23 protein-coding genes and 1 other RNA gene are annotated in these 22,404 nt (G+C 46.1%); 19 read left to right on the top strand and 5 right to left on the bottom strand.

Going from position 1 to position 22,404, the window contains the following annotated elements; genetic code table 11:
• The first annotated feature begins 1,121 nt into the window (after positions 1-1,121).
• The 5 genes from IV64_RS13560 to nagE all read left to right on the top strand — a co-directional run bounded on the left by IV64_RS13560 (position 1,122) and on the right by nagE (position 8,010).
• Positions 1,122-1,991: a homoserine O-acetyltransferase/O-succinyltransferase family protein gene (locus tag IV64_RS13560; protein WP_057707877.1), complete on the top strand. Its 870-nt coding sequence runs from the start codon at positions 1,122-1,124 to the stop codon at positions 1,989-1,991.
• Between the two features lie 54 nt (positions 1,992-2,045).
• On the top strand, positions 2,046-3,326 hold the full coding sequence (locus IV64_RS13555) for a homoserine dehydrogenase (protein ID WP_057707875.1): 1,281 nt from the start codon (positions 2,046-2,048) through the stop codon (positions 3,324-3,326).
• Positions 3,327-3,475: 149 nt separating this feature from the next.
• The gene (locus IV64_RS13550) at positions 3,476-4,372 is read left to right on the top strand and encodes a DegV family protein (protein ID WP_057707873.1); all 897 of its coding nucleotides are present in this window, start codon (positions 3,476-3,478) and stop codon (positions 4,370-4,372) included.
• Between the two features lie 512 nt (positions 4,373-4,884).
• On the top strand, positions 4,885-5,859 hold the full coding sequence (locus tag IV64_RS13545) for a ketopantoate reductase family protein (RefSeq protein ID WP_057707872.1): 975 nt from the start codon (positions 4,885-4,887) through the stop codon (positions 5,857-5,859).
• A 189-nt stretch (positions 5,860-6,048) separates the two neighbouring features.
• A complete protein-coding gene (nagE, locus tag IV64_RS13540; RefSeq protein ID WP_057707870.1) occupies positions 6,049-8,010 on the top strand; it encodes an N-acetylglucosamine-specific PTS transporter subunit IIBC in 1,962 nt (653 codons plus the stop codon).
• 313 nt (positions 8,011-8,323) lie between these two features.
• On the opposite strand, the gene IV64_RS13535 is transcribed toward nagE, so the two are convergent.
• Positions 8,324-8,704 (bottom strand): VOC family protein, encoded by a 381-nt coding sequence (locus IV64_RS13535; RefSeq protein WP_057707867.1) that lies wholly within the window; start codon positions 8,702-8,704, stop codon positions 8,324-8,326.
• Between the two features lie 116 nt (positions 8,705-8,820).
• Here IV64_RS13535 and IV64_RS13530 point away from each other — a divergent pair, with 116 nt between their 5' ends.
• The 4 genes from IV64_RS13530 to IV64_RS13515 all read left to right on the top strand — a co-directional run bounded on the left by IV64_RS13530 (position 8,821) and on the right by IV64_RS13515 (position 11,694).
• Positions 8,821-9,408 (top strand): GNAT family N-acetyltransferase, encoded by a 588-nt coding sequence (locus IV64_RS13530; RefSeq protein WP_057707865.1) that lies wholly within the window; start codon positions 8,821-8,823, stop codon positions 9,406-9,408.
• 86 nt (positions 9,409-9,494) lie between these two features.
• A complete protein-coding gene (locus tag IV64_RS13525; RefSeq protein WP_057707863.1) occupies positions 9,495-11,048 on the top strand; it encodes an ABC-F family ATP-binding cassette domain-containing protein in 1,554 nt (517 codons plus the stop codon).
• 169 nt (positions 11,049-11,217) lie between these two features.
• Positions 11,218-11,448 (top strand): hypothetical protein, encoded by a 231-nt coding sequence (locus tag IV64_RS13520; RefSeq protein WP_057707861.1) that lies wholly within the window; start codon positions 11,218-11,220, stop codon positions 11,446-11,448.
• A 27-nt stretch (positions 11,449-11,475) separates the two neighbouring features.
• Complete coding sequence (locus tag IV64_RS13515; protein ID WP_057707859.1) at positions 11,476-11,694, top strand: hypothetical protein; 219 nt, start codon at positions 11,476-11,478, stop codon at positions 11,692-11,694.
• Positions 11,695-11,798: 104 nt separating this feature from the next.
• On the opposite strand, the gene IV64_RS13510 is transcribed toward IV64_RS13515, so the two are convergent.
• The gene (locus IV64_RS13510; protein WP_057707857.1) at positions 11,799-12,263 is read right to left on the bottom strand and encodes an Lrp/AsnC family transcriptional regulator; all 465 of its coding nucleotides are present in this window, start codon (positions 12,261-12,263) and stop codon (positions 11,799-11,801) included.
• Positions 12,264-12,428: 165 nt separating this feature from the next.
• On the opposite strand from IV64_RS13510, the gene IV64_RS13505 reads away from it, so the two are divergent.
• The 9 genes from IV64_RS13505 to IV64_RS13470 all read left to right on the top strand — a co-directional run bounded on the left by IV64_RS13505 (position 12,429) and on the right by IV64_RS13470 (position 19,913).
• On the top strand, positions 12,429-13,322 hold the full coding sequence (locus IV64_RS13505; RefSeq protein ID WP_057707855.1) for a C40 family peptidase: 894 nt from the start codon (positions 12,429-12,431) through the stop codon (positions 13,320-13,322).
• Between the two features lie 24 nt (positions 13,323-13,346).
• On the top strand, positions 13,347-14,222 hold the full coding sequence (locus tag IV64_RS13500; protein ID WP_237757353.1) for an alpha/beta hydrolase: 876 nt from the start codon (positions 13,347-13,349) through the stop codon (positions 14,220-14,222).
• Between the two features lie 496 nt (positions 14,223-14,718).
• Positions 14,719-14,883 carry a hypothetical protein gene (locus tag IV64_RS14590; protein WP_157061193.1) on the top strand — a complete coding sequence of 55 codons (165 nt, stop codon included), beginning with the start codon at positions 14,719-14,721 and terminating at the stop codon, positions 14,881-14,883.
• A gap of 55 nt (positions 14,884-14,938) precedes the next feature.
• Positions 14,939-15,694: an NUDIX hydrolase gene (locus IV64_RS13495; protein WP_057707852.1), complete on the top strand. Its 756-nt coding sequence runs from the start codon at positions 14,939-14,941 to the stop codon at positions 15,692-15,694.
• A 107-nt stretch (positions 15,695-15,801) separates the two neighbouring features.
• Positions 15,802-16,977, top strand: coding sequence for an MFS transporter (locus IV64_RS13490; protein WP_057707849.1), 1,176 nt, complete (start codon positions 15,802-15,804; stop codon positions 16,975-16,977).
• Positions 16,978-17,061: 84 nt separating this feature from the next.
• Positions 17,062-18,219 (top strand): hypothetical protein, encoded by a 1,158-nt coding sequence (locus IV64_RS13485; RefSeq protein ID WP_057707847.1) that lies wholly within the window; start codon positions 17,062-17,064, stop codon positions 18,217-18,219.
• A gap of 228 nt (positions 18,220-18,447) precedes the next feature.
• The gene (locus IV64_RS13480) at positions 18,448-18,768 is read left to right on the top strand and encodes a hypothetical protein (protein ID WP_057707845.1); all 321 of its coding nucleotides are present in this window, start codon (positions 18,448-18,450) and stop codon (positions 18,766-18,768) included.
• 93 nt (positions 18,769-18,861) lie between these two features.
• Positions 18,862-19,416 carry an ECF transporter S component gene (locus IV64_RS13475; RefSeq protein ID WP_057707843.1) on the top strand — a complete coding sequence of 185 codons (555 nt, stop codon included), beginning with the start codon at positions 18,862-18,864 and terminating at the stop codon, positions 19,414-19,416.
• A 314-nt stretch (positions 19,417-19,730) separates the two neighbouring features.
• Positions 19,731-19,913: a hypothetical protein gene (locus IV64_RS13470; protein WP_057707841.1), complete on the top strand. Its 183-nt coding sequence runs from the start codon at positions 19,731-19,733 to the stop codon at positions 19,911-19,913.
• 86 nt (positions 19,914-19,999) lie between these two features.
• On the opposite strand, the gene IV64_RS13465 is transcribed toward IV64_RS13470, so the two are convergent.
• The 3 genes from IV64_RS13465 to IV64_RS13460 form a co-directional block, all read right to left on the bottom strand.
• A complete protein-coding gene (locus tag IV64_RS13465; RefSeq protein WP_057707837.1) occupies positions 20,000-20,428 on the bottom strand; it encodes a nuclear transport factor 2 family protein in 429 nt (142 codons plus the stop codon).
• Positions 20,429-20,582: 154 nt separating this feature from the next.
• Positions 20,583-20,950, bottom strand: a transfer-messenger RNA (tmRNA) gene (ssrA, locus tag IV64_RS14225).
• Positions 20,951-21,003: 53 nt separating this feature from the next.
• On the bottom strand, positions 21,004-21,936 hold the full coding sequence (locus tag IV64_RS13460) for a DMT family transporter (RefSeq protein WP_057707836.1): 933 nt from the start codon (positions 21,934-21,936) through the stop codon (positions 21,004-21,006).
• A gap of 196 nt (positions 21,937-22,132) precedes the next feature.
• Between IV64_RS13460 and IV64_RS13455 the strand changes: the two genes are divergently transcribed.
• Complete coding sequence (locus IV64_RS13455; protein ID WP_057707834.1) at positions 22,133-22,402, top strand: ACT domain-containing protein; 270 nt, start codon at positions 22,133-22,135, stop codon at positions 22,400-22,402.
• Positions 22,403-22,404: the final 2 nt, after the last annotated feature.

The following is a 22,404-nucleotide window of genomic DNA, read 5'->3' as shown; positions in this document are numbered from 1 at the left end:
AGCACTAACTTTGTCATCCTTGGTTCCTCGCTTTCGTTTATTAATTGAGTTTAGTATAGGCAAAGGAAAAAAGCGTGTCAAGGCTTTTTCTGAAATTGTTCACAGAATCATTAGAAATCAGTCGGAATTTTAAGGGGTTAATCCCTGATGTAGCCAGCAAAATTGGCTAATAAGATAAATTTGAAAATAATTAAAAAATAATGTGAACAGCCGATGCTAACAGAATAATTAAGATTGATAATGAAAAACATTCTCTTGTTGAACCTACCAGTCCGGTTGGCGCTGATAACATGCAGTCGTGGGACCGGATTAAGCCTGAGGAGCGGTCTCAATCCTCGCCCGGGACAGTTGCAAAAGTCGCAATTGTCCCGGACCGTCCGTGGTGTAAAATCGGCAGAAAAACTGCCGATTCAACGCCACCTTCACGACTGATGTTATCAGCGCCAGCCTTCGATGATTCAATGAATTTTTGAATCAATAATAGGAAAGCTAATTTGAGCGAAGGCGGGGAGTGTTGGCGTGCTGTGTCGGCAAGATTGGCGGACGCTCTTTGCGCCAATCTTGCGGGGCAATTCAAAGACGTGGGCTGTCGGCTTTGAATTGAGGTCCCAGACCGAACTATGGCTGGGGGCCATCCCCCATAGCACCCAGTGCTCCCCGACGGAGTGGATAACCTACAGTGATTTTAGGCCTTTTACTTTTTAGAAAGTATTTAGTCATAATTAGTTAACTTTCGGACTAAATAGGCGGATGAAGAAAAGTTTGAAGCAGAAAGTTGACAGGCACTCATCCAGGTGTTAGATTAACTTTAAATTAAAAAACATTAAGACGTTGAAGAGAAGAGTAACGGTGCGAACGATTTTCAGAGAGCTTCAGTTTGGTGAGAGAAGTAATCGTTGGTACGGTGAAGATGAGCTTGGAGTCATGACCCGGGTCGTAAGGCTACGGGTGCGGTGGCAACCGATATATTGCGGAGTATCCAGTGGGTACTTGTCGAGGTTGTCATTGTGAGATGACGATGAATAACGGTGGTAACGCGAAAGCTTTCGTCCGTTAGTTTCAGTATATGAAGCTAATGGACGAAAGCTTTTTTGCGTTCTAAAGAAGAGAGGAAGATCAACATGGCAGTCACAGCAGTAAATGGATTATTAAAGGCGCAGGGACAATGGGATAACGCAGCGGTCAAGGAACCGCTACAAGTTTTAATCTTGAACTTGATGCCCAATAAGCAGGATACGGAGCGGCAATTTTTACAACGGCTTGCGGCGGTAGAACAAGACGTGGCCGTGACGTTCATGTATCCAGTCAGCCATCACTTTAAGAGCTTGCCTAAAGCCGTTGTGGCTGCCAACTACGTCTCGTTAAATCAAGTCATTGACCGGCATTTTGATGGCCTGATCGTCACTGGGGCGCCGGTTGAACAGTTGGACTTTGAGGCAGTGGATTATTGGGATGAGTTCCTAGCAATCATTAGTTGGGCGCAGCGGCACGTTACCCAGACGTTATTTGAATGTTGGGCCGCCCAGGCGGGATTGTACGCAGCGTTTAACGTCCAAAAACAAGAAGTGTCGGAAAAGATTTTTGGCATTTACACCGCGACCGCCGTTGACGAAGACTCACGGCTGACGCGGGGATTAAGTACGGATGGAGCCCTGAAGATGCCCCAGTCTCGGCACACACAACTCATTTTGCCAGAAGATTTACCAGCTGATTTGCACGTGGTGGCGACCAACAATCAAGTGGGACCATTAGTGTTAAACGCTCCCCGTCAACGGGCCGTTTACGTGACCGGCCACCCGGAATATGAAGCAACAACGCTAGCAAATGAATATTTTCGGGACCGCCGCAAGCACCTGCCCATTAACTTACCACAACATTATTTTAAAGAATCGACTTTAAGCACGGTTGATTACAGTTGGCCAGATGCAAGTCGGCAACTGTACCAAAACTGGTTGGCTACGTTGGATCTAGCAAAAGTGGGACTAGTCTAATGGTTGACTTGAAACTAACAGTGGCAAACGCACGAATTATAGGAGGGTGATCAAATGGTAACGACAATCAAAGTGGGCATGTTAGGATTAGGCACCGTCGGCAGTGGGGTGGTGGAACGGTTACGCGAAGCGGCAACTAAAATTGAACAGATGCAGGGAGTGCGTTTTCAACTAGCAGCGGTTGCCGTCCACCATTTGAATGCGCCCCGTAGAGTAGTTTTGCCAGTTGGGACGCGGCTGACCAATTCGATTGATGCGGTTGTGACGGACCCGGAGATCCAACTGGTCGTCGAAGTGATGGGCACGGTAGCAACGGCCAAGGCCGCCATCATAACGGCGTTACAGCATGGCAAGTCGGTCGTAACGGCTAATAAGGATTTGATTGCCACTGCTGGGGATCAGTTGGTAGCCTTAGCCCAACAACGGTGCTGTGATTTATTCTACGAGGCGAGTGTCGCCGGTGGGATTCCAATCTTACGGACGCTAACCGACAGTTATGCGACTGATACGGTTCAATCCGTTACTGGGATTATCAACGGAACGGCTAATTATATCTTGAGTGCGATGACGCAAACCGGGCAATCGTACGCCGAAGCTCTAGCAACAGCGCAACGTTTAGGTTACGCGGAAGCAGACCCCAGTCACGATGTACAGGGGATTGATGCCGCCTACAAACTGATTATTTTGAGCCGGTTTGCATTTGGTCAAGGTCTAACGGTTAAGCAAGTACAGCCAGTCGGGATTACTAGCGTGACGGCGGCGCAGTGTCGCCAAGCAGCCGTCAATGGCTGGCAGATTAAATTGTTGGCACAGGCGCGGCAACACGGTCAGCGCTTATATTGTCGGGTGGCGCCGGTTGCGGTGGGGCAAGACCAAGCCTTAAGCCAAGTCGGCGGGGTTCAAAATGGCATCATGATTGCGAGTCAAGCTATTGGTGACAGCTTATACACGGGTCCCGGTGCTGGGAGTAGCGCCACGGCAAATAGTGTCTTAAATGATATGGTCGTGGCTGGTCAGCGTATCCGGACGGGCATTCGGGGCGCTGCGTTTAATCGTAATCATCACCAATTGACGGTCACTCATTTTAACCAGCTGGCCCAATCGTACCTCATCTTTAGCGATTTACCGACGGCAATTTTGACACGGTATGCCAGTGAGGAACGGTTTACGTTGAAGGTGCTTGGTAATCAAAGCTATCAAACGGGTACCCTGTGGCCAGAACAACTCGCCAATTTAGAGGCAGAAGCTCACGTCACAGCGATTCCCATCGCGGAATCTGCGGTTTGGCCGAAGCGGGTGGCAGCGTTACCAGTCCAAGCGGGGATTGCCATTTGAAAAAGAACGCGCTCGTACAGTATACTGTATGGGAGCGTCTTTTTTTACGGGCGTTAAACCCTGCCGTGCTTTAAGGTGGTGGGGATGTCCGGGTTATCCGGAGAAACGGGTGCGCCGGTTGTTCCGCGCGCATAATTGGAGTGAAATTAATGAAGATTGCGGTAGTAACGGATAGTTCCGCGAATTTATCCCCACAAGCGGCCGCCGATTATAAGATAACCGTGGTAAATGATCCCATTATGTTTGGCAATCACGTTTATCACGAGAATAGTGACATTACCACTGATCAATTTTACCGGTTATTAAAAGTTGAGAAAGATATTCCAACGATTTCCCAAATTTCAATGGCGGAAATGCAAGTCGTCTTTGATCAGCTGAAAGCGGCTGGCTATGATCAGGTGTTAGTCGTTGGGTTAAGTAGTGGGATTAGTGGCTGGGTCAATAACTTAAAGGCCTACGCCCCTTCAGTCAAAGACTTGGACGTTCAAGTCTTTGATTCGCGGACAGCGTGTGCTGGGACTGCTAACATGGTTAAACTTGCGGCTGCAATGGCGTTGGCTGGTTATGATATGGATGAGATTATGGCACAGCTGACGCATTTACGGGCGGCCACGACCACGGTGTTAATCGTCAATAGTATGCGCCACTTAGTTAAAAACGGCCGGATCTATAATAATAGTAGTTTGGCCGGAACGATGGTTTTACGAAATAAGCCGATTATTAGTTTTAATGAGCACGGTAAGATCCAGGTCCTAGGTAAAGAGCGGACGTTAAAGAATGCCCAACAGGCCGTTCAGGAACAGTTTGGCCGCTTTGTTATCACGAGTCAGTTGCCGGTACGGTTGGACGTTATTAGCGCAAATGATGAGCAGATTGCTGAGGACTGGGCGAGCGAACTCCGCTACCAGTTCCCAGCTGTCCGGGTCAAGACGGGTGAAATCGGCCCGTTGATGGGGGTCTTAACGGGCGACCATGCGCTTGGCATGATCTGGTCGTTGGACTGGAAACCATTATTGACGACGTTAAACGGTCAACAAGCTCACTAACTTAATAAAATTAAGCTAGTAGCCTGACTTGTAAGACTAAACGGTCTATCGGCATTAAGAAATAACGGGCAACTGTTTTTTTCAGCAAAGTGGGTTGACTTATTTAGTTAATGATATTATGGTTAGAACATTAAAAGTTGATGAGCAAAGTCGAAGCATTTGTAGTAGTCGTCAGGTTGACGTGTTCAGAAAGCACCGATTGATGAGAAGGTGTCACGTCAAGTTGATAAAAGGACAAGTGTAGGCGCGAATTTTTCGAGATTCGCTGGGGGCACCCATTATTGTGCACACGTTTAGTTGTTTTGAACGTGCTGAGAAATAGTGCGCGAGCATTATTTGAATAAAGGTGGTAACCCGTGAAAACGTCCTTTGGATCATTGCATCCAAAGGGCGTTTTTTGTCGACTTTTAAACCACACATAGCAGTTTTAACATGGATTTTCAGCATTAGTTTCAAGATTTAACACATAGTATAAAAAATTCATAGGATTAATTGAAAGGGTGGCTTTTAATATGAAATATGGTGTAATTGGTGCGGGTGCCATGGGATATCGGTACGGTGTTATGTTACAAGAAAATGCAGGCATTGAAGTGGACTTCATCGAGACGTGGCAACCAAACGTTGAAAAGGTCCGGCAACAAGGTGGTGTCATGGTGGCCCGTGACCATGAAAATCAGCACATGGTGCCCATTAATATTTATTACCCTGAAGAATATCACGGGCATCCGGATGTCTGGATTGTGTTTAAAAAGCAGATGCAGTTAGCAGACGAACTAAAACGGGATGCACCATTGTTCCACGATGATCAGTACGTTTTTGCGGCGATGAACGGGATGGGACATTTTGAAAAGCTCAACGATTACTTTCCACAAGACCATATTATTGGCGGGACGGCGATGATTGCTACAGTGCTAAATGGTCCCGGTTCAGTTGATTTCATGGGCCCCGTGGGTAGTGAAACGATGCATATGAGCAACTACGCTGGGGAAATGAACGCAACAACTAAGCAAGTCATGGCAGATTTTCAAGCAGCAGGATTAGGGCCAGTTTGGTCGGATAATTTTATGGGGATGTGTCTGTCTAAGGTAGTTTTCAACGCTGTGACAAATAGTCTCTGCACGATGTTTGAAATTCAAATGGGCCAGTTTATCGCTTATCCGGGCGTTAAGGATATGGCGACCCAGATGTTTAATGAAGCTTACGATGCCTGTGAACGGGCCGGCATTAAGTTAATTGAGACCCGCCAAGAAGAAATCGACTCGGTGGAAACGGTCAGCCGCGCTTATAAGTATCATTATCCATCAATGTATCAAGACTTTTCAAAGGGCCGGCCAACCGAAGTCGATTACATTAATGGGTACATCGCCAAAATCGGTCGTGAACATGATTACGTTTGCCGGGTTCATGAGTTCGTGACCCATGAAGTCCATCTGGCTGAAACGGTTCGTCAATTTAAGCAGGCGGCTGAGCCCGTGACAACTAAATAAGTCGTTCTTGAAAAAAGTTCTGAAAATTTTCAGAACTTTTTTCAGTATAATCAAGACTTAATTTAATGGGAATGGAAACGCTTAGTGAATAATTGGTCTATACATAAATGCGAGAATCCGGCTTTCACCAAATGACGTGTTGTGATAGGATTTACAACGTGTTATAGAAGATGACGAGGAGAAATTGGTATGAAGACATATTTTCAAAGAGTCGGGCAATCACTAATGTTGCCGATTGCCACGTTACCAGCGGCAGCGATTTTAGTGGGGCTCGGTAACTACTTACCGAAGGCGTGGATCTTATCACGTTTCATGATTTCAGGCGGTAATGTAATTTTAAATAACTTAGCGCTACTGTTTGCGGTTGGGTTAGCCGTTGGGATGACGACGAATAAGGATGGCTCAGCTGCAATTGCGGGTCTGGTTGCGTACTTGGTCCCAACGACCATGTTAGCACCAGCCGGGTTAGCAACGTTACTCAACATTAAAGCGAGTCACGTTAAGACCGCGTTTCAATATATTAACGGTAACGTCCTAGTTGGGATCTGTGCCGGGTTAATTGCCGCGGCCTTGTATAATAAATTTCATGAAGTTAAGCTCCCCATGGCCATCTCGTTTTTTAGTGGAAAACGATTAGTGCCAATCATGGCGGCTTTTGTCATGTTATTTTTTACTGCGGGAATGTACTTCGTTTGGCCATTTTTCTATGATGGCATGGTTGCCTTTGCAACGAGCATCTCAAAACTTGGTTTTGTTGGTGCGGGACTCTACGGGTTCTTTAACCGGTTATTGATTCCAACTGGGTTACACCACGCGTTAAACTCCGTATTTTGGTTTAACGTGGCTGGAATCAACGATATTGGTAATTTCTGGGCTAGCCACGGGGTTAAGGGCGTGACCGGGATGTATGAAGCCGGGTTCTTCCCAGTGATGATGTTTGGGTTACCAGCTGGGGCGTACGCGATTTATCGAAACGCACGGCCCGAACGCAAAAAAGAAGTGGGCTCACTGATGTTGGCCGGCGCGTTTGCATCGTTCTTTACCGGTGTGACCGAACCGTTGGAATTTTCATTCATGTTTGTTGCTTGGCCATTATATTTGGTTCACGCGGTATTAATGGGTGTTTCAGCCGGCTTTGCGGCCCTGATGCACTGGACCGCTAGTTTTTCATTCAGTGGTGGGCTTGTCGATTATTTGTTAAGTTTCCGGATGCCACTGGCGAACCAACCATACATGTTGATCGTACAAGGACTAGTAATGGCGGTCATTTACTACTTCGGCTTTGACTTTGCCATTAAGCGGTTTAACTTGAAGACGCCGGGGCGTGAAGACGTCGTTGCGACCGCTGATGAAACGGTGGCAGTGGATGAAACTGACGATAAGTATCAACGCCAAGCCAAGAAAATCTACGCAGCGATTGGTGGTCAGGATAACATCGACGTCATCAACCACTGTACGACTCGGTTGCGATTACAATTAAAGGATACGGCTAAGGTCGATCAAAATGCAGTAAAAGCAGCGGGAGTCCCCGGATTAAACGTATTGGATACACATAACATTCATATCGTAATTGGAACGGAAGTACAATTTGTTGCGGAAGCCTTACAACAACTATTCACGGGTCAATTAAGTGCGACTCCGACGGCTGAAACGGTCGCACCAACTAAGGCGGAAACAACGGAAGCGCCAAGTGTTCCCGTAACGACCGTCATGCACGCACCCGCAACGGGTCAGTTGATGCCAATTAGCGCGGTAGACGACTCGACGTTTGCTCAGAAACTACTGGGTGATGGCTACGCGGTTGAACCAACGGATGCGGAAGTGGTATCACCGGTTAGTGGTGAAGTCACCAGTATTTTTCCAACGAAGCATGCGGTCGGTTTGAAGACGGCATCTGGGTTAGAAATCTTGTTGCATATGGGCATCAACACGGTGGAAATGAACGGGACACCGTTTGAATTACACGTTGAACAAGGTGATCAGATTGCAGCGGGTTCAGCCGTAGCGACGGTTGATTTAGCAGCGATTAAAGCCGCTGGGAAAAAGACAACGATGATGGTCGTTATAACTAATATGGACCACGTGACGAACTTATCCCTCAATGGGGATCAAACAGTCACCGCTGGCGATATGGTTGGCGCGGCAGAATAGGAAGTCCGGTTGCCACTGATGACATGCGGTCGTGGGACCGGGGTTAGCCTGAGGAGCGGTCTAACCCCTCGCCCGGAACAATTGCGTTTTTTTGCAATTGTTCCGGACCGTCCGTGGTGTAAGGCCAAAGAATCATTGGCCAAACGCCACCTTCACGACCGATGCCATCAGTGGCAACCTCCGATTAGTCGACAATAATAAGTGTACAAATAAGAAAACTGGTAACCGCCGTTAAAAGGGGTTACCAGTTTTGTTGTTCATGGTTAAGAACTAAAGCGTTAAAGAAACCGTTTTCTACTATTATATAGGTATCTTAATGATAGTTGCTGATTTCAATCAGGTTATTGTCTGGGTCGCGAACGTATAGTGAGGTCAAGTGACCGTGTGCCCCGGTTCGTTCGACGGGACCTTCCACAATGTCAACGAAGTAGCTCTTTAAGTGGTGTTCGATGGCGTCAATGGGGTCCTTTGCGATGAAGCACAGGTCCGCACTACCGGGAGTCGGTTTTGCGGCTAGCGGTTCGTGAGGCTCTGAAATGACTTGAAAATTAATTTTTTGTTTACCAACTAAAACGGCTTTACGGTCACCGTCAAAAGTCAGAATTGGTAGGTCGAACACTTCATGGTAAAAGCGTAGTGACCGCGCAATATCAGTAACCGTTAGTGTAATGTGATCAATGTCGCGAATATTCAAAAGCTCAAATCCCTTCAAAATAATTTCGTTTATCAGTATACCACGCGGCGGCGGTTATTTTGACAAGTGCGGGCTTTCATAGTAATCTAATAATTACTAAAGAAGGAGGGCTATTCGTGATAACAATTCGACCAGCCGATCAAGACGACGCGGGCCAGATAGCACCGCTAATTAATATGATTTTTGATGAAATGCAACTTGAGGAACTAGACGACATACCTGAACCTGACTTAGAGCAGGCCATTACTGCCGCTTACCGGACACCTGATTATTTGTCTGGAAAAGCGACGACGGTGGTGGCCGAGGCCGATGGTCAAGTAGTCGGGGTCGCGTTTGGCTACCCCGACAAAAATGAGGACGCAGTGGACGACGTCTTAGCACGAGTCACTGCGGACAATGATGCGTTTGGTTCAGCATTTGAAGCTGAAGCAGAAAGTTATGAGCACGAATGGTACTTGGATTCGATTGCGGTTGACCCGGATTACCAGGGTCACGGAATTGGCGGTAAGTTATTAGCCGCCTTGCCAAAATATGCACGAGCCGATGGCATGAAACGCATCGGTTTGAATGTTGACATGGCTAACTTAGGGGCGAAGAAGCTCTATGACCGCTACCATTATGAAACCGTGGGGATTAAACCCATTGGTGATCGGATGTATTTCCACATGCAATATGAACTAGACAAGGACTTAGTGATGGCGTAAGCCCACTAACTTTGTGAATGCAGGCCTCGTTTATAACGGGGTCTGTTTTATCACGTGAAGAAATGAAAGTGTAGGTTGAAAACACAATGGCTTTACTAGAAGTAACCGACTTATCCCAAAGCTTTGCGGATCGGAAACTGTATGATGATGCTAACTTTACGTTAGAAAAGGCTGACCACATGGGAATTGTGGGGCAAAACGGGGCCGGCAAGAGTACGCTAATCAAGATTTTAACGGGTCAAATTTTACCTTTGACCGGTCAAATCAAGTGGCAGCGTAATATTCGGACGGGGTATTTAGACCAATACGCTGATATTCCAGCTGGAATGACGTTGTACGCCTTTCTGAAAACCGCGTTTAAGCGCCTGTATGAATTAGATGATAAGATGCAACAACATTATGCCGACTATGCGGAAAACATGGACGACAAGCTGCTGGAAAAGGCTGGCCGGATTCAAGAAATTCTCGAAGCTAATAATTTTTATGATATTGAAACTGAAATGGAACGGGTCATTACGGGGCTAGGCTTAGATGCCATCGGCCGGGACCACGTTATCAGTGAAATGTCAGGTGGACAACGTTCCAAGATTATTTTGGCCAAATTGCTGCTGGAAAATCCGGACGTGATTATCTTGGATGAACCGACGAACTACCTTGATACGTCACATATTGAATGGCTGGAAGACTATTTGAACGGCTTCGAAGGGGCTGTCATGGTCATCTCCCATGATTATGACTTCTTGCAAAACGTCACCAACTGTATTTGTGACGTCGCCTTTGGAAAGATTATTAAGTATCGTGGTGATTTCAAATCAGCGATGCGTCAAAAAGAAGCGCGTAAGGAAGCCCAACTCAAGGCTTTTGAAAAGCAGCAAGTGGTTATCGATAAAGCTGAAAAGTTTATTCGGAAGAACAAGGCCGGTTCAAAGTCGACGATGGCAAAATCGCGTGAAAAGATGCTATCGCATTTGGATCGGGTCGATCCACCGTCAGAAAATGCGCACGCCTCGTTCAATTTCCCATATTTGGATACTGGTTCGCAAAACGCGTTAAGTGTGACGAAACTGTCCGTTGGCTATGGTAAGCCGTTACTAGAACCCGTGACGTTTACGATGACTAACGGCGAAAAGCTTGCCTTTAAGGGATTTAACGGGGTTGGGAAGTCAACCTTGATTAAGTCGATTTTAGGTGTGATTCCAGCTATTAGTGGGAAGTCAAACTTCTCACCTTCGGCTAAAATCAACTACTTTACGCAAGATTTGGAATGGGATAATCCCCAGTTAACCCCGTTACAGACGATTCAAGATAAGTACCCGACGATGTTACCGAAGACGATTCGGACTAAGTTGGCGAAGTGTGGGATCAACGCCGCCAACGCAATGAAGCCGATGCACTTATTAAGTGGTGGGGAACAGACGAAGGTTAAGTTAGCCTTATTGGAACTGATTCCAAGTAACTTTTTAATTATGGATGAACCGACTAACCATTTGGATGACGAAACAAAGGAAGGCTTGAAGCGGGCGTTACAAGCTTTCAATGGTAATCTGATTTTGGTTAGCCATGAGAGCAGCTTTGTGGATGGCTGGGTCGATAAAGAATTAAACGTTGAAAAGTTGAGCTTAAAGGCTCAACCTAAATAGTGTATTCAAAGGCAACTGCGGCGTGCGAAAGCTGGTAGTTGCCTTTTTTCAGTCTTTAGGGGTTTACTCAAAAATAACTTCAACTTTACATTAAATTGATAACCAGTTTTAACAAAAGTTGTCACAATAAGGGCAGTTCTTAAAACCAAGTTGAAGGAGTGTTCGTCACATGGTACACGGCTTTTTCTATGGGGTGATTCTAGTTGCGTTTGCATTAGGATTAGTTGGGCAATGGTATTACCGGGCCTACCGGGATTTGTTGCTGATGGTGCACAGTGCTGAGGTTCTATTTATTGGAATCGTTGGTTGGTACAGCTTCGGACCGTTAGTACTTGGACCGCTGTTCGCATTGTGGTTATCAGGACTGGGCGTAATTTTTATCATGAATCGATTTGCTTGATAAGTCGCGCAAATGGGAGTGTTTGAGATGAAAACCAGCTTCATTAGTTTGACTGCCGGAATGATTTTAGGCGCAATTCTATTTTTGATTAGTATTTGTATGGCTAGTTTTTTAACGATTCAACCGCTTATCTTGAATTTAATCGGGGTCGCTTTAATGTTGGGCTGTGGCACAACCCTTGAAATGTTCAAGACGAGACACCAATTAACGACCCAGACGGCAATTATGAATTTATTGAAACGGTAACTATCAATTGATGGTTGCGTAAAAGAAAAAGGTCTACTCGGAAATTTTAGTTTCTGAGTAGACCTTTTATTTTGGAAACCGTGATGTGGTAATGTTACGCACGGCTATTCCTTGATTTGGCTGGTATCGTGATCGACTGGCAACGTTAAGCCACGGTTTGCAACACTCGTAGAAAAGACAATCTGGGTGCTGGTCTTGCCAAAGGACTGCAAGTGGTTAACGAACTCATCCAACGCCTGGGTGGATTCAAAAACGACTTTTAAGATTTGTGAGTACTCGCCAGTCACACAATCACATTCCAAGATGTTGGGGATACTGGCAACGAACGGGTAAAAACGCTCTTTTTCTGTCGGTTCCAACTGAAGCTGGATGTAAGCCTTGATGTGATAATTTAGTTTTTCGTAGTTTAGGTTTGCCTGGTAGTCACGGATAATCCCGCTCTTTTTTAACCGCGTAATCCGGGCTGAAATTGCTGGTGAGGAGATAAAGCACTGGTCAGCCAGCGCCTTTAGCGAAATACGGGCATCCGCCTGCAAGGCGTTCAGAATTTTCAAATCGGTTTTATCCATGCTAAAAAACGCCTCCTAAGTGATTATTAGTATCATAGCATACTTTCACATTGTTTTTTAATTTTATAGCTGAGTTTGGCAAGAAAGGATAGCAACCTTACTGTTCTGGTGTTTCCAGAGTATAGTAATGGTATGGTAAAATTTAAGAATAGTGGGGTGATTGATATGCAAACAGCGCGAATTTCAGCTGCAGTCGCTAATGTTTGGCGGCAACCTAGGGTCTCGTCCATTGATCGACTGGCCTTAGACAATGACGGCCTGTCTTCGTGGTTAACCCGGTTAAGCGATGCGGATACCGTGGCGTTAGAGCAAAATAATCGGTTGGTGACCCAGGCACTATTTAACGACCCGTTTGTTATTGACCGCGTTGTCGATGGCTGGGCGTACGGTTACGTTGCAACCCAAGTCGATGCACGGCATCCGCAGGGGTATCCTGGTTGGGTTTGGGCGGCACAGCTCTCACTGGTGCCGTTGCCTTTGCGGACTGGGACCACGGTGACGGTTAAACGCGGTTTTACGCCGTTACTACGTCCGGATGGCAGTACGTTGCGGCTGTTAACGTTAGGAACGGAATTACCCGTAGTGGATAGTCAGGACCATCGCTATGACTTGGTTCAAACACCACTCGGAATCGGAAAAGTGGCCAAACGTGCCACCCAGTTTGCTTTCGCTGATCAGCATTTGACGGCGGGCGCAAAGATGGTGCGGTTAGGCAGGGACTTTTTAGATTTGCGGTATCTGTGGGGCGGCATCAGTGCGTACGGGTTTGACTGCTCAGGATTTGTTTACAGTTTACACCGCGCAATTGGGGTCCGATTGCCACGTGATGCGAGTGACCAGGCGTTAATGGGGACCACGATTCCGTTAGCTGATGCGCAACCCGGTGACCTTTGCTTTTTTGCACATGATCACGGTAACGGGACTGTTCATCACGTTGCAATGTACGCTGGTGATGGGTGGCTGTTACACGCACCGACACCGGGTAAGCACGTCACCTACCTGCAGTTGGCGGCAACCTATTTAAAAGATGAGCTTGTTGCGGTCAAGCGAAATTGGTAAATGTAAATAATGAGGCGAAATATTTTGCGTAAGGTTAGATTTTTGAAATGGTTAGTATTGGGATTAATGGTTGTCATTGGATTAAGTGGTTGTGGTCGTTCCGGACACACGGCGACATCGGCATCATCGACTGCGCCGACCAGTAAGCCCAAGTCACCGTGGTTGACGAGTCGGGTACCGACTTTTTACGTTCATGGGTTTCAGGGGAGCGCTAATTCGACTAATACGCTCATCCAACACGCGGAACAGACCGCACGCGCGCATAAAGTATTAGTGGCGACGGTCAGTCCTAGTGGACAAGTCACGTTGAGTGGGAGCTGGGCCGCAAAGACGCGTAATCCGATTATTCAGGTCGTTTTCCAAAATAATTTAGCGCAGTACGATCAACAAAGTGCCTGGCTAGCGAAAGTCATCACCGCTGTTAAAGCAAAGCAGAATTTTGCGACGTATAACATCGTCGCGCATTCAGCGGGGTGTGTGGCGAGTGTTAATTTATTAATGACGAAACAGGCAAGTGATTTTCCAAAAATCAATAAATTGGTGACCATTGCCGGTCCGTTTGACGGCGTTGTTGGGGAAGATGACGTGGCTAATCAGAACAGTTTTCTAAGTTCTGGTCAGCCTAAGTACGTGCACGCCGCGTATCAATTGTTGGCCGGTAAACGGACGAACTTCCCGCATAACGTCCACCTGCTAAATATAATCGGCAATTTAGATGATGGCACGAACTCGGATAGTTTGGTAACGAACGTCTCCGCACGGTCAATCAAGCCGCTACTACGCGGGACTAATGTGAATTACACCGAAAAAGTATTCCACGGAAAAGCTGCTCAACATAGTCAACTCCATGAAAACGCAGCCGTCGCAATGGCGGTCGATCGTTACTTGTGGCACCGTTAGACTTTAATATAAAAAATAAAATAAATCCAGAAGTTAATGCGACCTGTTAAGTGAGGCGACATTAACTTCCGGATTTTTGTTTATGGCTAGACAAAGAATAGAAAATAAGCTGTACGAATAAGGTGGAACAAAGCATATAGGGCAAATAGATAAACAACCGAAATACCTCCATACACTAAATATTTATAATTACGCATATGTGAAAGCCCTCCTCGTTAAGTTACCTTAAGTGTAAAGCGCCTAATTAAAAATGACAACGGTAACAACTTCGGACGATAAAAAAATATAAAATTTGTGATTCAGAGAGAACATATTCGCTTTTGTTGTCAGAGTATGATAAAGTTATACCTTGGTTTGAGGCAATGCTGACTTCAAGCCAGTATTATAGGATCTCGGATTTTGAATAAATATATTTTTAGTATCACATACTTGCCCCAGTATTAAATACACAGAATAATTTACAAATTTCCTGAGCATTAGGAAAGGATGTAATGTGATGCGCGTTACAATTAACAAAGGCCAAGAGGTTGTTCATAACATCCCGCTCATGGCCGCCCGACAACGCTATATTAAAGCCGACGTTTGGGAAATCAAAAAAGCAATTATTGAAAAATCTGCCATTAATGGCTGGATGGTTCAAGCGTTGCAACAAATGAACTAAAAAATGAGCGGCCACGACAAATTTGTCGTGGCCTTTTTGTAGGAGGAATTCTAAGATGACCACCAAACAAGTTATTGAACGGCCGCTGGTCAGTATTACGAACGTTATTTTTAGTTTTGATCAGGTGACGAAGCAATTACTCATCTTATTGTTGCAACGGAGTGCGGCCCCCTTTGCCGGTGCGTGGGGCTTACCGACGACGGCGTTGCGAGTGGATGAAAGTGCTGATATGGCAGCGTCACGGTTAGTAAAAGAGAAGTTGGGCGTTGGCTTAAAACGGCTAAAACCGGAACAACTCGGTACCTTTACCAACGTTGCGCGTGTACCGGATGAGCGGACGCTTGCGTTGACGTACATGGTCTACTTGCCAGTTAAACCGGAACTAGTTCCCGGTTACGGTGCCAGAGACGTCCGATGGTTTGCGGTCACGCCACGGGAGCAACAAGACGACCTCGTTGCTGGGACGTTGACGTTTACTGGGGTTGCCGATGATTTAAGCCCAACTACTTTTTACCAACAGGAGTGGACTGAAGGAATGCTGGCAGCTGATCACGGACTGATCGTCCGGACGGCGTTGCAACGCGTTCGCAACCGCCTTGATTATGCCCCAACGATTTTAAGGGTGCTAGGTGACGCGTTCACTTTGAAACAAGCCCGGGAATTATACGCGCTTCTTAGACGGGAGTCTGTTAATCAAATTGACAATTCAAACTTTCGCAAGACCCACGGGCATTTATTTGAAGCCGTTGGATTTGACCGGCATAGCGGTTCTGGGCGACCGGCGCGAGTCTACCGGTTAAAAAACGGGTAGTTGACAGTTGATTAGTTCACATGGTAACCTTGTTGCACCTTAAAGGTATAAAATACCTAAAATATAACGGCGCTGTTATTTAGGACAATTGATGGGGGATTGCAATAATGAAAGTGAAGGGCAATAAGCTCTTAATGCTGATTGGGACAGCATGGTTATTTGATGCGCTGGACGTTGCATTATTATCATTTATTATGCCAGTCATTAAACAGAGTTGGCATCTGACAGCTGGTGAATTGGGGGCCGTTAGTGCGGTAACATCACTGGGAATGATGATTGGGGCTTTAGTTTGTGGCTATTTAGCGGACAAAGTTGGTCGAAAGCCCGTTTTAATCGGGACGTTACTGCTATTTTCAGTTGGAAATTTATTATTGACCGTGACACCAAGTGTTGGTTGGTTTATCGCCGTGCGGTTTATCACGGGGATTGGACTAGGTGGTGAGTTGCCAGTAGCGGCAACCATTATTGCGGACAACTTCACGGGGACTAAGCGTTCACGGATGCTCGTATTGGTCGATAGTTTTTGGGCGTTTGGTTGGATCATAGCGTCACTGTTATCATTTTTAGTGATGCCAAAGTTTGGTTGGCGGATGACGGTGCTGATCACCGCGCTAATGGGGTTATACGCGTTATTAGTTCGTCGTCACTTACCAGAAGAAGCACCGGCAGAACGGTCTAATCAACGGCCATTTGGGGCGGCTTTACGTCAAGTGTTCTCAGTTGAGTACCGGCGTGCAACGATTTGTTTGAGTGTTCTATGGTTTGTCATTATGTTTGCCTATTATGGCATGTTTTTATGGCTACCAAGCGTACTCGTATTACGGGGCTTTTCTATCGTGCATGGCTTTGGCTATACCGTTTTGATGAGTCTGGCGCAGTTACCAGGATACTATCTTGCTGCGTGGTTAATGGGCAAGGTCCCACGGAAAGCCTTGTTAGCCGTTTACCTTATGGGAACCATGCTCAGTGCGGCGGCGTTTGGACTGGCCACTAGTGCAATGATGATCTTAATTAGTGGTGCGTGGCTGTCATTCTTTACGTTGGGGGCTTGGGGCATTATGATTGCCTTTACGCCTGGACAGTTTGCCGTTGACGCTCGCGGTATGGGGATGGGCTTTGCACAGTCGATTGGGCGAATCGGTGCAACCATCGGACCATTCTTAGTTGGTGCGTTGATGGGTGCCGGTATTAAAATCCCAGGAATCTTTATGGTATTCGTTGGGGCACTAATTGTTGGTATTTTAGTCTTACTATTTGGGCTACGCGATAACGATCGCCATTAAGAACGAAAAAAGGGTTGAGCTGGGCTCAATCCTTTTTTCATCATCGTGGTATGATTGCAATAATTCATGAAGGAAGGCGGAAAAATGCAGCTATGGTTGTGGTTTGGAATTGTCGTTTGTATCGCCATAATTGGCTATTTTTGGATTCGAACGGTTCAGTGGCAATCGCGACTTATTGATTTTCAGGGGACTTACCACAAGACGATGACGCCGCTACAAATTCGGCGGAGTCGGCGGGCCTTTTTTGAGAGTGAAATTCGCAAGTCGGCACAACTCCGCCGGTTGGACCTGGTTGCTCGAATCGGCTGGGGTGTCGTGATAGTCGCTGGGATTTTAGTTGCCGCACAATTATTGGACGTCTTGGACCTTACGCCTCACGCTCAGCTGTGGCTAGCATTGACCTGGGGCGTGGGCACCGTTGCATTTGGCGGCAGACTTTGGTTAGAACGGCTCGTAGCGCAACAACTTTATGAATTAACTGCTTTGGCGGAAAACGCCGTAATTATTGATCTGTCAGCCACACCTAGGCAGCTAGGCCAACAGATTTTGAAAAACCAGTTAGGCCTGATGATTGGCACAATTTTAATGGGAACGGTTCTGACAATTGGTAGTTTTCAAGGCCGCCTGATGGTCGTCGGCACGAGGCGCCCGATTACTAGAAGCGTTTGGCCGGTGACTGGTTCGAATACGGCCCAGCAGGCAACGGCGGCCTCATCAGCTAGTCAGGGCAAATCTTCAGCAACGACTACGACCAGTCAATCTGAAGACACGCGTTATCGTGAACCCCGGGTCAATCGTGATCCGGCGTATGTCCGAACACTGGTGCCTAAGAGTCAGTCTTATATAACGACACAGGATCAGGTGGGGTTGCTGGCAATGTACTATTTAGCCTATATAAAGGCCCCCGCTGATGCGTTAGAGCATAACCCGGGGGTCAAGTACAACTATCACATTATCAATGACCGTCAGCCGTTGACAATTGTTGTGAAGTCCAACCAGGCGAAACGACCATTTGAATTTATGGCTGAAATTCGGGGCAAAGGGGCGTTAGCCAACCGGCAAGTTCGATTGTATAAGTTTACGGCGACGACACCTTCTGCTTTAAACGGGCTAGTTCCTGCGTACCGTGAATTTTCAAATTCGCAGGTCAAGATGGGACAATTAATCAACGCCTACTATTCAGAAGAAGACGGGCCTTATCACCGAACAATGTGGGCCATGGAACCCGGTGAGGCTTGGTAACTAAAGTAATGAGTTGATATAAATTTAATCGTGAATAAAATTAATTTAAATTAACTTAGGAAAGTGGTTGCGAGTATTTATCAAGTGAACAGTGGGCTTAGGTATATAAGTTATTTTGTAAAAACGCTGAACACCCTGATAAGGCGGTGTTTTTCGGGGTGTGTTCCGTTGCGAACTTCTGCGCAAACTCCTATGATATAGCCGAGTAAGTGAACGGAGTTGAGTAGGATGGTTAAGGCAAAGTTTTGGGAAACACGGGCGAATAACACACAACTAAAAACCCAGCTGATGCTTGCAAGCGCTAATCAAGAGATTCGCGAAGACGTGGTGTTAAAACGGTTAGTGATGCGTGCTGGACACCGACCGAAAGTGAGTGGGGATAGTGTCACGGTCTCACGGCAAATTGCCGTTGACCTTGGCTATTACTTGTTCTGCCACCACTATCAGATGCCACGGGCAGCCTATGATTTACTAGCAGTTGCTCAGGCGATTGACGCGAATCAGCGGGCCAGTGCTAGAGTTGTTGAATTTTCAAGTTCAAAACAATAATTCGGCCTTCTCATTTAGTACAAATGGGATTAGAATAGTAATTACATTAAAAAATGATTAAAAAGCCAATGGCGAAAGAGGGATGGAAAACAAATGGGAAGATCAGAACAGTTAAAGAAGTTAGTATTTGCAGGCTTGTTTGCCGCTATTATTTTTATTGGGATTAGCGTGATTCGAATTCCGCTCCCCGCAGTTGTGGGGCGTCCGTTTATTCACTTTGGTAACATTTTAACGGTGGTTGCCGTCATGTTCTTAGGCTTTGGTTACGGGGCCGCAGCCGGTGCAATTGGTTTAGGTTTATTTGATATGCTGAACGGGTACGCGGCAACAGCCTGGTTAACCGTGATTGAGGCCATTATCTTGGCTGCCATGGTGAGTTGGAGCTACCGGTCCGTTGGCAATACGGAAGATCAACTAGTCAAGCTTTACTGGGTCTCATTGGTAGCTGGATTAACGAAAATCGTGACGTCTTGGTTGACGGGTGTGATTGAGCTGATGGTGGGGACCACGTTGCAAGTGGCAATGATTGGTTCACTTACGAGTCTCCTAGCTGCAACAATCAATTCAGTCGCTTGCTTTATCCTAGTACCATTAATTTATCGCGTACTCGTGCAAGTTGGATTCAGTCGCCAACGGTTATCTATTTAGCGGGTAACGTGTCATCAGATTAAGAAAGTCTCAGTGAAGGCAGAAATGGTGTTCTTCACTGGGGCTTTTAATATATATTTGAGATAATAGTTGCAAATAAAAAAGCGGTCAAGCGTACTGGCTTGGCCGCGTGGGACACGGGTTTGGTGAAAAAAACTGCTGGGAACGTACGAAAATCTGCGGAGTGAATACCAATTGCTGATATTCATCGTTACTATAACACCCATGCTACCCGGTGTCCGCTCTAATTGCTCGTTTGGAAGTTTAACAAAATTTGAACGATGCTGTGAATCTGTCTAGTGAGGTGACAACGGTTGGACAGGCACTTTAAGTTCGTTTTATCAGGTGCCGTGTTAGCCGGTGTTTTAGGCTATTTATTCACGGTTTACAGTCAAAATGCACAGTTTTCGGATTCCTTAATTGGTATGGAAAATGGCGGAATCATTTTCGTCATCGTCCTTGTTGTAAATTTAGCTAGTAAAAAAGGGCACCAATAAAGGAAAATCGCCCAGAAACCAAGTAAAGGTACAATTTGGTTTCTGGGCGATTCTTTTTGTTTTTCGAGATGATTTTGAACGATCGATTAAACGAGCGTTTTGTTTGGTTCAAAGTTCATATCCATGGGGCGAATGACTGACCAAGTGGAGTGAATCACTTTCCAATCATTGTCTTCCCGTTGGTAAACTTCGATACAGTTGTAACGCATCTCGTTTAGGGACGTGTCCGCAAAGAGTTGGTAGGTCAAAACGGCCATGTCATCGCTAGCTTGAACACGAGGCGCTTTAAATTCGTAGCTATCTGCGAATAATTTGCCCTCAACATTTGCTAGGACGAACTGCTTAATTTGTGTGTAAGTATCGATCCGTTGCGCTTTAAAACTGTCAAAGTAAGAAAAGTTTTCCTTGGACCAAATGTTAAGGTAACCGGAAGTGTCTCCTTTGAACCATTTATTCAAGGCATCTTTTTCTAGGCCAATAATTTTTTTAGTTAGTGCGTCGTTTTCTTTGCTCATTGTTATACTCCTTATCTTGATGACAACGTGATGGCTTCAGTATAAGGTGTACCGTAACGTTACAGTCAAGCACGGATGGTCAGTTTTTAAGACAAAAAAAGAAATGCCGCAATCACGGCATTTCTTCGCACCAGTTCTGGTTGGTGACTAACTATTATGGAGGTGGCGAGAGTCGAACTCGCGTCCAAGCATATTGCCCTTCGAATATCTACGCTCATATTCATACTATTTGAATTTCGCCGTTACAAACGCCGTATGTCAGGGCACTCAGCAACAGCTAACCTGATTAGTCTCTTCTCGTTGCTCCAGGTGGAAGCATTGAGCGTAAGTCCACTAAATTTAGGACCCAGATCCAGGACATGGACGATCCTGGGAGGATCTACGTTAAGCGCCTATTAAGCAGCTAAAGCGTAAGAATTGTTATTATTTTTTGCAGTTATAATAAACTGGGCATTTTAACGTGATGCATGCACGAAACGCAATCCGAACTCAAACTATACCTGTCGAATCCAGAACACCCCCAAATTCAACACTACTAGTTTAGCATAGCTGTTATACCGTGCCAACTATTATGTTTATGAATCCGTGCGACGGCGATGAAAACGCAGCAGAATCTTATGCATGTTCAACGATAACGCCATGACAGCCAAAATAATTAACAACCCACCAGTCAAGTCGAAGCTCGTGAGCTGAACGTTCAGGAAGAGCACGGAAAAGATCGTTGCGGCCAATGGTTCAAAGGCATCTAGTAGGCTGGCCGTTGTCGGCAAAATATAGCTTAAACTGTGGGCAAACATCAAAAAGGGCACCACGGTACCGAAAATGATGATCACCATGAGTAGGGCAATTTGAAACGCGTTGACGGTGAGATGAACGCGCCACATCGGTTGAAATAGCGTTAAGAACAATCCGGCAACCAGTAATCCCCAGCCAGTAACGGAAAGGGCGCCAAATTTTGGCAAGATTGACCGTGGAATCAAGGTATTAGTCGCAACCCCGATTGCTGACAGACCACCCCAAAACAGAATCACCGGTGAGATGGCCAAGCTATTAAGGTGACCGTGTGTCACGATGAGTAGCGTGCCGACGAAGGCCATGACCATGCCGACGACTTCAATGCGTTTAGGAATAACGTGTTTAAAAAATAGAAAGTAAAATGTAATAATGAATGGTCCCAAGAACTGAATAATGGTTGCAATCGGGGCATTACCAACCCGAACGGCTTCGAAGTAGCACCATTGTACTGGGATGAGTCCCAGTAAACCGTAGCTAACAACCTGCCAAGCTGTGCGGGGTTGTTTCCAAATGGCTAACGGGTGTTTGCCCGCTAACTGTCCCCAGATAAGCAAAATAAGGCCAGCACTGATCATCCGAACTTCCGTCAGCCAGATGGCCGTTAAGTGCGGGTTGCTGATGAAGAGGGTGCTCGCCGCGACCCCTGAGATTCCCCATAGAATACAGGCGATACTCGCTAGAATAACGCCCCGTAAATGATGTTGTTGCGTCAAGACTGCCACCCTTTCGTTTCTGAAAATTAACAAGCGTTTTTCATTATAACAAAGTTTCTGGGGTGACCCTACGTTTCTGAGTAATCTCTTATTATTCTCATGAAGGCTTAGGGTAGGGTAACGGATGCGTTTTCAGTAAACTCATGCTATTATATGGACATCAAGACCAGTACAGCAGAATTTGGAGGGACCAATGATGAAGGCAATTATTACGGTAGTGGGACAGGACCAAGTAGGGATCGTTGCTAAAGTTGCAAATCAGTTGGCAGAACTGAAGATTAACATTGTGGATATGTCACAAACGTTGATGGACCATAATTTTACGATGATGTTGTCTGGCGAATGGGACGACCAGCAACTGAGCTTCGCTGATGCACAGGGTGCTTTGGGACGGTTGGAAAATGAGACTGGGTTGACGATCCGAATTCAGCGCCAGGCCGTTTTCGACGCCATTCAAAAATTGTAGGG

Source organism: Lactiplantibacillus xiangfangensis, assembly GCF_001438845.1.
GTDB classification, from domain to species: domain Bacteria; phylum Bacillota; class Bacilli; order Lactobacillales; family Lactobacillaceae; genus Lactiplantibacillus; species Lactiplantibacillus xiangfangensis.
Note: the sequence above shows the minus strand (reverse complement) of the source record. Positions and strands in the feature narration are given on the sequence as shown.

Excerpts from the sequence above, each read along its gene's own strand:
- IV64_RS13560 (WP_057707877.1), top strand. The coding sequence starts at position 1,122 with ATGGCAGTCACAGCAGTAAATGGATTATTAAAGGCGCAGGGACAATGG.
- IV64_RS13555 (WP_057707875.1), top strand. The coding sequence starts at position 2,046 with ATGGTAACGACAATCAAAGTGGGCATGTTAGGATTAGGCACCGTCGGC.
- IV64_RS13550 (WP_057707873.1), top strand. The coding sequence starts at position 3,476 with ATGAAGATTGCGGTAGTAACGGATAGTTCCGCGAATTTATCCCCACAA.
- IV64_RS13545 (WP_057707872.1), top strand. The coding sequence starts at position 4,885 with ATGAAATATGGTGTAATTGGTGCGGGTGCCATGGGATATCGGTACGGT.
- nagE (WP_057707870.1), top strand. The coding sequence starts at position 6,049 with ATGAAGACATATTTTCAAAGAGTCGGGCAATCACTAATGTTGCCGATT.
- IV64_RS13525 (WP_057707863.1), top strand. The coding sequence starts at position 9,495 with ATGGCTTTACTAGAAGTAACCGACTTATCCCAAAGCTTTGCGGATCGG.
- IV64_RS13520 (WP_057707861.1), top strand. The coding sequence starts at position 11,218 with ATGGTACACGGCTTTTTCTATGGGGTGATTCTAGTTGCGTTTGCATTA.
- IV64_RS13515 (WP_057707859.1), top strand. The coding sequence starts at position 11,476 with ATGAAAACCAGCTTCATTAGTTTGACTGCCGGAATGATTTTAGGCGCA.
- IV64_RS13510 (WP_057707857.1), bottom strand. The coding sequence starts at position 12,263 with ATGGATAAAACCGATTTGAAAATTCTGAACGCCTTGCAGGCGGATGCC.
- IV64_RS13505 (WP_057707855.1), top strand. The coding sequence starts at position 12,429 with ATGCAAACAGCGCGAATTTCAGCTGCAGTCGCTAATGTTTGGCGGCAA.
- IV64_RS14590 (WP_157061193.1), top strand. The coding sequence starts at position 14,719 with ATGCGCGTTACAATTAACAAAGGCCAAGAGGTTGTTCATAACATCCCG.
- IV64_RS13495 (WP_057707852.1), top strand. The coding sequence starts at position 14,939 with ATGACCACCAAACAAGTTATTGAACGGCCGCTGGTCAGTATTACGAAC.
- IV64_RS13490 (WP_057707849.1), top strand. The coding sequence starts at position 15,802 with ATGAAAGTGAAGGGCAATAAGCTCTTAATGCTGATTGGGACAGCATGG.
- IV64_RS13485 (WP_057707847.1), top strand. The coding sequence starts at position 17,062 with ATGCAGCTATGGTTGTGGTTTGGAATTGTCGTTTGTATCGCCATAATT.
- IV64_RS13480 (WP_057707845.1), top strand. The coding sequence starts at position 18,448 with ATGGTTAAGGCAAAGTTTTGGGAAACACGGGCGAATAACACACAACTA.
- IV64_RS13475 (WP_057707843.1), top strand. The coding sequence starts at position 18,862 with ATGGGAAGATCAGAACAGTTAAAGAAGTTAGTATTTGCAGGCTTGTTT.
- IV64_RS13465 (WP_057707837.1), bottom strand. The coding sequence starts at position 20,428 with ATGAGCAAAGAAAACGACGCACTAACTAAAAAAATTATTGGCCTAGAA.
- IV64_RS13455 (WP_057707834.1), top strand. The coding sequence starts at position 22,133 with ATGAAGGCAATTATTACGGTAGTGGGACAGGACCAAGTAGGGATCGTT.